Genomic DNA, 12650 nt, shown 5'->3' with positions numbered 1-12650 from the left:
CTGTTCATGGCAACACCTTATACGATTGGTGTTGCACTTGGAATTAGAGACTAGCTTGCATAAGTTGATGCATACCCTTTTTAGGGGTGTCGATAGCCAGGGACGGCTATCGTCGAGCGAACAGGGATGTTGTATAGCGCACCCTGAAAAGGGTATGCATCAACTTATGCAACGCTTGATATAATCAATCGATGTCATTGCATTGCGTGATTTTTTCAAGCTTTTTCAGAGGTTCCTAAATTGAAAAATATAGTTGTTCCACAGCTTAGGGTTGGTGTGTTCGGATGGAATAGTGGGTTCCAGGAGAGCAATCTATATCCGGATGATCTGCCTGATGAGTGGAGATTGACCTATATATCCAATATGGTTGATGTGGTGGTTGTTCCATTTGATGAGCTAATGGATGCTGACCAAGATACAGTCGAGGGGTGGGAGGATGATACCCACGAAAATATTGGTTTCTACATCTCCCTCCACCACTCGCAGTTATTGTCCGATCCGGGTTTTCTGGAGAATCAGGTGCTCAAAAAAATTGCTCTCTTACATGACAGGCTGGTTGGGATTTTGCTGTATGAGGACTGTGAGATCCCGCATGATTTATTCTCAAATATCCCACTTTTCCAGATGGCAGATATCGCTACAAATGATTCGTTGATGGAGTCAGTTATCTCTCTACGGGGAGGGGATGGGGTTGCTCTGCTCCATGCGTCACAAGAGCTGATTCCCATGGAGATGAGAACTCTCGTTGAGTTGTTGAAAAAAGAGAACCTCGATACATTGATTTTTATTCCGGGCCCTGGACTGAGTGGTAATATCGAAAATGCGGAGACTATCTCCTCATTATTGGGGTAATATTGACTACAATTAGCCTCTACGTTACAGGTTGGGCATAATTCTTTACCAGATTCAGATTACCTTTTCCATTTAGTGAGCAACTGGTGCCAAAATCATACAGACAGACAAGAAAACCCCAGAAAAGAAGGCGTCCAGATGTGCTGGTGCGTATTCGAGATCTGGAGTTTGCTCACGAAAGTCGCAATGGTGATAATCTGCCGCTGTTTCAGGGGATCAACCTTGATATCCACAGAGGTAAAATTGTTGCCATTATGGGGCCAAGCGGAACTGGCAAGACCACGCTGTTACGTCTTATTGGAGGGCAGCTATCGCCTTTAGCCGGAACAGTTCATGTTGATGGTAAAAATATCTCTGAGCTTGACCACAACTTGCTCTACTCTCTGCGTAAGCGTATGGGAATGCTGTTTCAAAGCAGTGCGCTGTTGACCGATATGACAGTTTTTGAAAATGTCGCTTTCCCGTTACGAGAACATGCCGATCTTCCTGAATCAATGATTCATGATCTGGTGCTGATGAAGCTCCAGGCTGTTGGTCTGCGTGGCGCAAAGGAGCTTATGCCCTCTGAGCTTTCGGGAGGAATGGCTCGTAGAGTGGCTTTGGCACGTGCCATTGCCCTGGATCCAATAATGGTTATGTATGATGAGCCATTTACTGGGCAGGATCCAATCTCCATGGGGGTGTTGATGAAGCTTATTCGTGAGCTTAACAGGACCTTGAGGCTAACCAGTATAATTGTCTCCCATGATGTGGAGGAGACCATGGCAATAGCCGATTATGTCTACTTGCTGGCTGAAGGCAGGATAGTTGGCAAGGGCTCTCCCAAACAGCTTAAGCAGAATAGTTCTGCATGGATAGAACAGTTTATGCAGGGTGAGCCGGATGGTCCGCTTCCTTTTCACTACCCGACAGAGTCCATTGAGGATGAGATGATGGGGTCTATATAATGATAATGCAGTTACTCTCTATTTTCAGAAGAGTGGGGCGTGGGCAACTTTTTTTGATCAGGGTGCTGGCTGGTATGGGGAGCCTGATTGCCCGTTTTGGGTTGGTAACTCGTCAGCTCTACTGGATTGGTGTCCACTCTCTGCTGATTATTGTGGTAGCAGGGATTTTTGTAGGGATGGTGTTGGGGTTGCAAGGCTACAATACACTGGTTGATTTTGGGGCAGAGGAGTCGCTTGGGGTGCTGGTGGCTCTCTCGTTGGTTCGTGAATTGGGTCCCGTGGTTGCAGCACTGCTGTATGCTGGACGAGCAGGTTCCGCATTAACAGCAGAGATTGGACTGATGAAGGCGACAGAGCAGCTCTCTGGCATGGAGATGATGGCGGTGGATCCAGTACGTAGAATTATTGCCCCACGCTTTCTGGCCGGTTTTATCTCGATGCCACTGCTTGCGGCAATATTTACCGTATTGGGTGTGTTTGGGGGGTATTTTGTGGCGGTCCCACTGCTAGGGGTAGATGATGGTGCCTTCTGGTCACAGATGCAGGCGCGGGTAGATTTTTATGATGATATCCTGAATGGGATTATCAAGAGCGTGGTGTTTGGTTTTGTGATTATATGGATTTCCCTGTTTGAGGGATATGATGCAACACCAACATCAGAAGGGGTCTCAAGAGCAACAACTCGTACAGTAGTGAATGCATCTTTAGCAGTATTGGGACTTGATTTTGTTTTAACAGCTTTGATGTTTAGTGCGTAGAGACGGGACATAGAATGGGACAGGAAAGAACAGTAGAAATCTGGGTGGGACTCTTTGCAGGGTTGGGAATAGTTGCCCTGCTTGTGTTGGCCTTCTATGTTGGAAATTTGAGTAGCTACAATAGTGACTCTGGATATCGACTGGAAGCCCGTTTCGATGAGATTGGTGGCCTCAAGGTGCGTGCACCAGTGACCATGGCAGGTGTTCAGGTTGGCAGGGTTACCGATGTTTATCTCGATAATCTGGAGTACCGGGCAATTGTAGAGATGAGGATTGATCCGGAAAAGCTCTCTCTACAGAGAGTGACTGAGTCTGGAGAACAGATACTGGATAAAGATGGAGTGCCAATACTGGTCTTGTGCGGAGATGAGCCACCTGAAGATAGCGAGGCAGTACTGTTTCCTGAGTGTGCTACGGTGTTGTATGAGGATGCGGCAGCATCAATTCTGACAGCAGGCATGTTGGGTGAGCAGTATGTTGGTATAGAGCCTGGTGGTGGGGGCGCAACATTCCTTCTTCCCGGCGATGAGATCAGGATGACGCAATCATCAATTGCTCTGGAACAGGTGATAGGACAATTCCTCTTTAATCAGGTGGACAAGGAGTGATGTGGTTCATGACAATCAGATATGGCAAATTAGCCTGGTTTCTGATGGCGTGGTTGCTGTTCAGTACGTCTGTGTCAGCAGAAGAGGGGCCAGATGTGATGATCAGAAATCTGACCGAACAGGTGATGGATCAGCTTCTGCTGGAGGAGGATCTAATGAAAACAGACCCTGCCCATACGCAGCAGGTTGCCAGAATGTTGGTTAATGAGTTTGTTATTCCACATATGGATATGAAACTCATGTCACGCTGGATTATTGGAAAAAGCTGGCGCAAGGCAACAGCAGAGCAGCGCCAACAGTTTATGGATGAGTTTGCCGGTATGTTGATCCGCACCTATGCGGGCGCACTGGTTGAGTTTCGAGGCAAAAGTGTCACCTTTAAACCATTTCATCGCAATCCAAAACGCAAGGATGCAGTGGTACGTGCAGAATTCTCTGGAGGTAATGGAGGGCCACCGATTCCTGTTCTGTTCCAGGTTCGTCAGGACAAGCAGAAAGAGTGGAAGGTGTTCGATATTATTATTGATGGAGTCAGTCTGGTGAAGAACTATCGCTCCAGTTTTGCGGCAGAGATTCGCAAGGTTGGACTGGATGGTTTGATCAAACGTCTCTCAACTCACAACAATAATGATGGCAATAAAATAGCTGAGGAGCAGGGGTGAGTAGCCTGTCATTTGTTGTCGAATCAGAACACCATATTCTTCTTAAAGGGGAGATGACGTTCTCCACTGCCAGAGAGGCTCTACGTGACTCCACCAACTATTTTGGAAATCATGGCGATCTTGTGGTCGACCTTGGAGGAGTTAGGCGTGTAGATAGTGCAGGGCTTGCACTGTTGATCGAGTGGCTTCGTCAGATGAAGAGAGATCAACGGGTGGTCCGGTTTTTGAACGTTCCTTACAAGCTTGAGGGGCTGGCCCAGGTGAGTGGTGTGGATGGGATCCTGAATGAGTTCTCTGGCACTTGATATAGTTCAGGTTCAGAAGCAGTTTGGTGCTACTAATGCCCTGCGAGGAGTTGGTTTTAGTGTGGAGCAGGGAGAGTTTTTTGGCCTGCTGGGCCCTAATGGCGCAGGAAAATCAACCCTTATAAATATCATGGGGGGGCTGGTTAGGCCTACTGCAGGTCAGGTCAAGGTGATGGGGTATGATGTGGTGACCCAATATCGCCACTCCAGAAGTCAGATAGGTGTTGTGCCTCAAGAGCTGGTCTACGATCCATTCTTCACGGTGTGGGAAATGTTGAAGATTCAGTCTGGATATTTTGGACTGGGAAGAGAGAATAGGCAGTGGCTGGAGGAGTTGCTGGATACCCTCAAGCTGTCTGATAAAAGAGATGAGAACCTGCATAACCTCTCGGGAGGGATGAAGCGTCGTGTGTTGATTGCCCAGGCACTGGTTCATCGCCCGCCTGTAGTGGTGCTGGATGAGCCGACAGCCGGGGTAGATGTGGAGCTGCGCCGGGCACTGTGGGATTTTGCGCATCGTCTCCATAAAGAGGGCCATACAATTCTGCTTACGACTCACTATCTGGAGGAGGCAGAGTCGATGTGTGATCGTATTGCCATTCTGAACAGGGGAGCTCTCGTTGCGCTAAGTGACAAGCAGGAACTGATCTCACAAAGTTCGTGGCAAGTGGCGGTGGTGGGAAAAATGCCAGATCCGAATTATGGGCTTCCGACAAATATTGAGTCTGCTGTCATCTCCAGGAGCAGGAGCCGAACAGAGATCCGTCTCTCCCGTGTAGAGCAGGATAAGCAGCAACTGTTGCAGCAGTTGACAGAGCTGGGAGTCGATAGTCATCAGTTACAGATTCGTGAGCCAACTCTGGAAGAGGTGTTTCTGGATCTGACCGGGGATTAGTGATGATCAATAGAGTTAAACCACAAAATTTATATGGCTGTTGGACCCTGTTCCGCAAGGAGGTGTGGCGGTTCCTCAAGGTTTTTGTACAGACAGTATTGGCCCCAACAGTATCAACTCTGCTCTATCTGCTGGTTTTCGGAGTGGTCTTTGAGGAGGCAGTAGTGGTCTATGAAGGGCATAGCTACAGCAGTTTTTTGATCCCTGGGTTGGTCATGATGGCCTTGGCTCAAAATGCATTTGCCAATGGATCGTCCAGTATTCTGCAGTCCAAGATGAATGGAAATATCATATTTGTGCTGCTGGCCCCTCTCTCATCTTTTGAGTTCTATATTGCCTTCGTTGCTGCTGCAATTCTCAGGGGGTTAGTGGTGGGAATAGGGGTTATGGCAGTGGCGGCACTGTTGGTGGATGTGGAGATCTACTCTGTAGCATTGATTCTGTTATTTGCAACACTCTCAAGCGGAGTGATGGGTGCGATGGGGGTGATAGCTGGAATCTGGTCGGATAAATATGACCACCTCTCAGCATTTCAAAACTTCATTATTTTGCCACTAACCTTTCTGAGCGGTGTGTTCTACTCCATTCAGGATCTCCCACCTTTTTGGCAGCAAATATCCGCCTATAACCCGGTATTTTATATGATTGATGGTTTCAGGTATGGGTTTCTTGGAGTGTCTGATGTTAGTCATATACAGAGTATGGTGGTTGCGTTCATGTTTTTTACCGCACTCTCACTGCTCTCCATTGGAATGCTTCGTTCCGGTTACAAACTAAGGGGGTAGGACTCTGCTGTTATGGATAAGTTAAGAATTACTGGTGGTAGATCGCTTCATGGACGGATCAGGATATCCGGCGCCAAGAATGCAGTGCTTCCGATTCTTGCGGCCTCCCTGCTTGCGAATGAGTCGGTCTCTATCCGTCGAGTGCCCCAGCTGCAGGATGTCAGCACCATGATGAATCTCCTCTCAACCATGGGAGTTGGTGTGGTGGTGGAGAGTTCTGATGGAGTAGGGATTGATCCATCGACCATTTCAAATCCATTTGCTGACTACAGCCTGGTTAAGACAATGCGTGCCTCAATTCTGGTGTTGGGTCCACTGTTGGCAAAGGTTGGGGAGGCAATAGTTTCTCTGCCTGGGGGCTGTGCAATAGGGGCGCGTCCAGTAAATCTTCATGTAGACGGGTTGCGCGCATTGGGCGCGGAGGTTGCAGTGGAAAATGGATATATTCATGCCAAGGCAAGCCAGTTGAAGGGGGCGCATATCCTGCTGGATTCTGTAACTGTAACCGGCACACAGAATCTGATGATGGCAGCCACGTTGGCAGACGGAAAAACAGTACTGGAGAATGCTGCGCGCGAACCAGAAGTGGTGGATCTGGCCAATTTCCTCAACAGGATGGGGGCAAAAATCAGTGGTGCAGGCAGTGCAACCATCAAGATTGAAGGGGTAGAGTCGCTGCATGGGGTAGAGTACAACGTAATTGCTGATCGAATTGAGACGGGTACTTACCTGGTTGCTGCGGCCATTACAGGTGGCAGTGTAGAGTTGGTTGATACCAACCCTGTATTGCTGGAGTCGGTGCTGTTGAAGCTGGAGGAGGCTGGCGCTGATCTTGACATCAGAGAGAATTCGATTGCTCTGGATATGGGTGGTAGAAGGGCGCAAGCAGTTACCTTGACCACATCGCCTCACCCCGCCTTTCCTACCGATATGCAGGCACAGTTTATGGCACTCAACACAGTTGCCAAGGGGGTTGGGATGGTTACTGAGACCATTTTCGAGAACCGTTTTATGCATGTGCCGGAACTTCAGCGGATGGGCGCCAATATCCGGATGCAGGGGCACACTGTTGTAGTTGATGGTGTTGAATCATTGACTGGGGCAAGAGTGATGGCGACTGATTTGAGAGCGTCGGCAGGGTTGGTGCTGGCTGGTCTGGCAGCCAAGGGGGAGACAGTGATAGAGCGCATCTACCATATTGATCGTGGTTACGAGACGATTGAGGAGAAACTTATGCAGCTGGGAGCGGATATTGAGCGCCTACCATAAAATTTGCCAGGCCAATCAGTTACAATAGAGAGATGAACAAGCCATTGACAATTGCCCTCTCCAAGGGGCGCATATACAAGGATACCCTGCCTCTGTTGGAGGCGGCCGGGATTCGTCCTGTTGATGATCCAGTTACCAGCAGAAAATTGATTCTTGATACAAATCTGGAGCATGTAAAGGTGGTTGTAATCAGAGCAACCGATGTGCCGACTTTTGTGGAGAGGGGCGTGGCAGATTTGGGAGTAGCGGGCAAGGATGTGCTGATGGAGTATGGCAGCAGTAATCTCTATGAGCCTCTGGATCTGAGGATAGCACGTTGCCGAATGATGACAGCTGGAGTAGTTGGTGCACCTGCACCTGATGGTCGAATGCGGATAGCCACTAAATATGTAAACTCGGCCAGAAATTATTTTGCATCACTTGGGCAGCAGGTCGAGATTATCAAACTTTACGGAGCAATGGAGCTGGCCCCGCTGGTCGGGCTTGCTGACTGTATTGTGGATCTGGTAGAGACAGGAAATACTCTGAAGGCTAATGGTCTGGAGCCACTTGAAGAGATCGCACAGATCAGCTCCAGGCTGGTAGTAAATAAGGCATCGATGAAGATGAAGAGTCAACAGGTTAAGGATCTTATTCAGAAAATATCTGATGCGGTAGAGCAGCAGCAAGAGGTTAACTAATGAGGCGCTTAAACAAATTAGATAACAACTTTCAGAAAGAGCTGGAGCAGCTGTTGGCCTGGGAAGGCGTATCTAATGAGCAGGTTCATCAGACTGTAAAAGAGGTTCTGTTGGAGGTTCGCAAGCGCGGAGACGAGGCGCTAGTCGAATATACCAACCGTTTTGATCGGCTTTCGGTAGATGATATGGGGGCACTAACTCTATCTCAAGAGAGATTACAGCGGGCGCTGGATGATCTGCCTGATGATCAGCGCGGTGCTCTGGAGCATGCGGCTGAACGGGTGCGTCTTTACCACCAGCATCAGAAGGTGGAATCCTGGAGCTATACCGAGGAAGACGGCACAATACTTGGACAGCAGGTTACCCCGCTGGATAGAGTAGGGCTCTATGTGCCTGGAGGCAAGGCGGCATATCCATCATCTGTGCTGATGAACGCAATTCCCGCCAAGGTGGCCGGGGTTGAAGAGCTGATTATGGTAGTACCCACCCCGGATGGTACAGTCAATGAGCTGGTTTTGGCTGCTGCCGCAATTTCCAGCGTAGATCAGGTCTATACTGTTGGCGGGGCACAGGCTGTGGCGGCTCTGGCATATGGTACAGAGACAATTCCCCAGGTTGACAAGATTGTGGGCCCGGGAAATATCTACGTTGCTACAGCCAAGGGTATGGTATTTGGTAGCGTGGGTATTGACATGATTGCAGGCCCTTCAGAGATTCTGGTGGTCTGTGATGGCAAGACAGATCCGGACTGGATTGCTATGGACCTCTTCTCCCAGGCTGAGCATGATGAGGATGCACAATCAATTCTGATATCACCGGACACAGGTTTTCTGGATGCGGTTGAGCAGAGTATAGAAAAACTGCTGGATGGGATGGAGCGTGCAGATATTATTCGTACTGCACTTGCAGACCGTGGCGCACTGATTCAGGTGGAAAATATGGAGCAGGCACTTGAGGTAACCAACTACATCGCACCAGAGCATCTGGAGCTTTCGGTAGATGATCCACAGGCGCTACTGCCAGGTATTCGTCATGCAGGGGCGATATTTATGGGGCGCTATACAGCGGAGGCACTTGGAGACTACTGTGCCGGCCCTAACCATGTGTTGCCAACATCCAGAACCGCAAGGTTCTCATCGCCACTTGGAGTTTATGACTTCCAGAAGCGCTCAAGTCTGATAATGTGTTCTGCTGAAGGCTCATCAGAGCTTGGTAAAACCGCATCTATCCTGGCGCGAGGAGAGGGATTGACGGCACATGCCCGCTCTGCAGAATATAGAATCAACAAATAATGGCGCTTACTCTTCGTAACAGTCAATTCCCTGTGGCTAGAGCAGCTCTAATTAAGTCACTTCGTGACCCAATCAGATCTCCCTTACAAGTTATTCTATGGGGGAAGGGTTATGGTTCAGTATGTTACAACAACACCTATAGAGCCCTTCCCCCAAACCCCCATCCCATTAAGCTTTTTCAGAGGTTCCCTACTCTGGATAGATCCTTATGAAGCAGTGGATCAGATCAGAGATTCAAGCGCTCTCTGCATACCATGTGCCAGACCCGGGTGACTGGATAAAGCTGGATGCAATGGAGAACCCGTATCACTGGCCAGAACCACTGCAGCAGGAGTGGCTTGATTCGGTCGGTAGTGTAGAGATAAACCGCTATCCGGATCCAGCAGCTCGTGAACTCTCTCTGCAGATTAGCCAGGAGATGGGGGTGCCAGATGGCTGTGAGATTGTGCTGGGTAATGGTTCTGACGAGTTGATTCAGATGTTGTTGATGGCTGTTGCTGAGTCGGGACGGACTGTTTTGGCTCCAGAGCCAACCTTCGTAATGTACAAGATGATCACCAGTTTTGTCGGCATGGATTTTGTCGGCATACCGCTGGATAGCAACTTCAATCTTGATATGGATGCATTGGTTAAGGCGATTGAACAGTATCAGCCGGCTGTTGTATTCCTTGCATACCCAAATAACCCAACAGGGAATTTATGGAGCGCTGATGATATCCGGAAAATTCTTCATGTTGCCCCAGGTTTTGTAGTGGTTGATGAGGCTTATCATGTTTTTGCCGAAGAGAGTTTTATGGGACATATACCGGAGCATGAAAATCTTCTGGTAATGCGCACAGTCTCCAAGATGGGGCTAGCTGGGCTACGTCTGGGCCTGATGGCAGGTGATCCGAAATGGATTAGAGAGATCAACAAGGTACGGCTACCATACAATATCAATGTATTGACCCAGCATGCGGCAAGTTTCATTCTTCAGCACTCATCAGTGCTGCACAGCCAGGCTGAACAGTTACGACATAACCGTGACGATCTGCTTGAAAAGATGGCAGTAATTAAATATATCGAACAAGTATATCCAAGTCAGGCGAACTTTATTCTGTTCAGGGTTGCTCCAGGTTGTGCAGATAAACTCTTTAAGGAGATCAAGGATCGTGGTGTGCTGATAAAGAACATGAGCCCTGCTGGTGGTGCGTTGGCTGATTGTCTGCGGGTAACGGTCAGTACGGCAGAAGAGAATGGCAAATTTATGGACGCCTTGAAGGCAGGACTTGCTGCGATCTGATCACTGCTCTTTTGGGGCAATTGTAATACGCCATGTCGCAGTATCTCCATTGTGTACCCCCCGAAACTCAAGAACAGACCCGGGCTCCATATTGAGTGCAATATTGGCAACATCCTCACCACTCTGAATTGCCTCTCCATTAACATGGGTGACAATATCTCCGGGGGTTAATCCTGATCTTGCTGCAGGACCATTACGGTATAACCCTGCAACAATTGCACCATGAGTTGTACTGACTCCAAATGATGCAGCAAGTTCCGGGGTAAGATTCTGCATCTCTACCCCTATCCATCCTCGCTGTACTACACCATGTTCAATTAGCTGTCTCATTACATGCTGTGTGGTGGACACGGGTATCGCAAAACCAATCCCGTGTGAGGCACCAGTTTTGGAAAAGATTGCTGTATTGACTCCAATCAGATTTCCAGATGCATCAATAAGTGCACCACCAGAATTTCCAGGATTAATTGCAGCATCTGTCTGAATAAAATTCTCCTGGTTACTTATTCCCAGCTGGTTTCTGTTTGTAGCACTGATAATTCCCATTGTTACAGTCTGTCCAACGCCAAATGGATTTCCAATTGCCAGCGCAACATCACCAACCCGGAGAGGAGTGGAGTGACCAAATGTTATGGCGGGGAGATCACTCATCTCAATCTTCAGAAGGGCAAGATCAGTATCTGCATCACTACCTATAAGTTTTGCCTCTCCACTACGTCCATCATGTAGTGAGATCTGGATCTCATCAGCACCATCAATGACATGGTTGTTGGTCAGGATGTATCCATCTCTGCTAACTATTACCCCAGACCCAAGGCTGGTCTCCAGACGTTTGCGTGGTACAACACGCAATCTGTCGCCAAAAAAATGGCGGAAAATCGGGTCATCCAGCAGGGTAATACGGCGCTCCGTTACAACCTTGGCTGTATTGATGTTGACTACAGCAGGTGCGGCGATGGCAACAGCATCTGCATAAGAAGCTGGACCACTTCCAACAGGGCTGTTTTTGCTCTGCTGAATCTCCACTATTGGGCCGGAGTGGATAAAAAGCTCTGGTCGCAGCAACATCAAGAGGAAGGTCGCAGCAAGCGCAAAAGTGAACAATTTTATTAGTGCTGTGGTGGTGGGTTGATTCATGCTGCAGATGATAACCAAACTGTGATACAAATAGCTATTGAATCAGAGAGCATGGAGATGGCATGGAGCGAGATCAACTGGTCACCACACTGGATAACCTCCTGGAGGTTGAGCAATTTCAGGACTACTGTCCCAACGGTTTGCAGGTGGAGGGCAGGGGCGAGCTAGGCTCAGTTGTTACTGCAGTGACTGCATCACTCTATGTAATTGAGAGGGCTGTCGAACGTAATGCAGATATGTTGCTGGTGCACCATGGTCTTTTCTGGAGTGGGGATGATCAACGTATTGTGGGCCCAAGCCGAAAACGGCTTAAACTGTTACTGGAAAATGAGATAAATCTTGTTGCCTACCATCTTCCACTAGATGCCCATCCAGAGCTGGGAAATAATGCACAGTGGGCCGCACAATTGGGGTGCACCACCGAAGGAGTCTTGGAGGCTGCGGAGCTGGTGCAGTATGGCGAGCTCTCCTCGGCAGTTAGCGTTGAGGAGTTGGAGGAAAAGATCAAAGAGGGGCTGAGGGGACGCAACCCATTGGTGATCCAGGGCCATCAGCACCCTATAAAGAGGATTGGATGGTGCAGTGGAGGTGCAGAGAAGTATATTGTACAGGCCGCAGAGGCTGGGTTGGATGCGTATCTTACGGGCGAGATATCAGAGCGTAGCTACCATGAGGCAATGGAGCGCGAGATCTGCTTCTTCAGTTGTGGCCACCATGCTACAGAACGAGGTGGTGTACAGGCTCTGGGCAGATGGATCAGCCAGCAGTTTGGGATAGAGCACCATTTTATCGACGAAGATAATCCCGTCTGATATAATGACCAACTAATATAGTCAGGAAATATGGAGTGTAACAATGGATGTATTGGAGCGTATTGATCAACAGGTAAAAAACAACCCGGTTGTTATCTATATGAAAGGGACACCGATGTTCCCGGTTTGTGGTTTTTCCAGTCGTGCATCGGCAGCATTGAAAGAGACTGGAGTTGAGTTCTCGTATGTAAATGTGCTTGAGGACCCGGAGGTTTTTGAAAATCTGCCAAAATATGCGGATTGGCCCACTTTTCCACAGATTTATGTTGATGGCGAGTTGGTTGGGGGCTGTGACATTACTCTTGAACTGGGTGACAGCGGTGAGCTGAAGAGGATGATGGAGTCAGCAACGGAGAAATAGCGGAT

General features: G+C 48.7%; 15 protein-coding genes. 14 read left to right on the top strand and 1 reads right to left on the bottom strand.

All coding sequences use genetic code 11. From position 1 onward, the window contains the following. Positions 1 to 240 precede the first annotated feature (240 nt). From H8D24_03120 to H8D24_03065, 12 genes are all read left to right on the top strand, one after another. On the top strand, positions 241 to 852 hold the full coding sequence (locus H8D24_03120; GenBank protein MBC8519384.1) for a hypothetical protein: 612 nt from the start codon (positions 241 to 243) through the stop codon (positions 850 to 852). A gap of 86 nt (positions 853 to 938) precedes the next feature. Beyond that, a complete protein-coding gene (locus tag H8D24_03115; GenBank protein ID MBC8519383.1) occupies positions 939 to 1799 on the top strand; it encodes an ABC transporter ATP-binding protein in 861 nt (286 codons plus the stop codon). After that, a complete protein-coding gene (mlaE, locus tag H8D24_03110) occupies positions 1799 to 2557 on the top strand; it encodes a lipid asymmetry maintenance ABC transporter permease subunit MlaE (protein ID MBC8519382.1) in 759 nt (252 codons plus the stop codon). The genes H8D24_03115 and mlaE overlap by 1 nt, the downstream gene beginning before the upstream one ends. Positions 2558 to 2601: 44 nt before the next feature. Continuing rightward, positions 2602 to 3165 (top strand): outer membrane lipid asymmetry maintenance protein MlaD, encoded by a 564-nt coding sequence (locus H8D24_03105; protein MBC8519381.1) that lies wholly within the window; start codon positions 2602 to 2604, stop codon positions 3163 to 3165. Between the two features lie 8 nt (positions 3166 to 3173). Continuing rightward, complete coding sequence (locus tag H8D24_03100) at positions 3174 to 3827, top strand: ABC transporter substrate-binding protein (protein MBC8519380.1); 654 nt, start codon at positions 3174 to 3176, stop codon at positions 3825 to 3827. Further along, a complete protein-coding gene (locus tag H8D24_03095; GenBank protein ID MBC8519379.1) occupies positions 3824 to 4132 on the top strand; it encodes an STAS domain-containing protein in 309 nt (102 codons plus the stop codon). Before H8D24_03100 ends, H8D24_03095 begins: the two co-directional genes overlap by 4 nt. Then, complete coding sequence (locus H8D24_03090; GenBank protein ID MBC8519378.1) at positions 4113 to 5027, top strand: ABC transporter ATP-binding protein; 915 nt, start codon at positions 4113 to 4115, stop codon at positions 5025 to 5027. The genes H8D24_03095 and H8D24_03090 overlap by 20 nt, the downstream gene beginning before the upstream one ends. A 2-nt stretch (positions 5028 to 5029) precedes the next feature. Next, entirely contained in the window at positions 5030 to 5812 is a 783-nt protein-coding gene (locus H8D24_03085; protein MBC8519377.1) for an ABC transporter permease, read from the top strand. Positions 5813 to 5824: 12 nt separating this feature from the next. Continuing rightward, a complete protein-coding gene (gene murA, locus H8D24_03080; protein MBC8519376.1) occupies positions 5825 to 7081 on the top strand; it encodes a UDP-N-acetylglucosamine 1-carboxyvinyltransferase in 1257 nt (418 codons plus the stop codon). 32 nt (positions 7082 to 7113) lie between these two features. Then, positions 7114 to 7761, top strand: a complete 648-nt coding sequence (locus tag H8D24_03075; GenBank protein ID MBC8519375.1) for an ATP phosphoribosyltransferase — start codon at positions 7114 to 7116, stop codon at positions 7759 to 7761. Next, entirely contained in the window at positions 7761 to 9053 is a 1293-nt protein-coding gene (gene hisD / locus H8D24_03070) for a histidinol dehydrogenase (GenBank protein MBC8519374.1), read from the top strand. The genes H8D24_03075 and hisD overlap by 1 nt, the downstream gene beginning before the upstream one ends. Positions 9054 to 9261: 208 nt before the next feature. Then, a complete protein-coding gene (locus H8D24_03065; GenBank protein MBC8519373.1) occupies positions 9262 to 10335 on the top strand; it encodes a histidinol-phosphate transaminase in 1074 nt (357 codons plus the stop codon). Here the strand turns inward: H8D24_03065 and H8D24_03060 are convergent, their stop codons facing one another. After that, positions 10336 to 11472 carry a trypsin-like peptidase domain-containing protein gene (locus H8D24_03060; GenBank protein MBC8519372.1) on the bottom strand — a complete coding sequence of 379 codons (1137 nt, stop codon included), beginning with the start codon at positions 11470 to 11472 and terminating at the stop codon, positions 10336 to 10338. A gap of 62 nt (positions 11473 to 11534) precedes the next feature. Here H8D24_03060 and H8D24_03055 point away from each other — a divergent pair, with 62 nt between their 5' ends. Together H8D24_03055 and grxD are read left to right on the top strand one after the other, a co-directional pair. Then, complete coding sequence (locus H8D24_03055; protein MBC8519371.1) at positions 11535 to 12284, top strand: Nif3-like dinuclear metal center hexameric protein; 750 nt, start codon at positions 11535 to 11537, stop codon at positions 12282 to 12284. 43 nt (positions 12285 to 12327) lie between these two features. Then, a complete protein-coding gene (gene grxD, locus H8D24_03050) occupies positions 12328 to 12645 on the top strand; it encodes a Grx4 family monothiol glutaredoxin (protein MBC8519370.1) in 318 nt (105 codons plus the stop codon). The last annotated feature ends 5 nt before the right edge of the window (positions 12646 to 12650 follow it).

The organism is Candidatus Thiopontia autotrophica (assembly GCA_014384675.1).
Classification (GTDB): domain Bacteria; phylum Pseudomonadota; class Gammaproteobacteria.
Note: the sequence above shows the minus strand (reverse complement) of the source record. Positions and strands in the feature narration are given on the sequence as shown.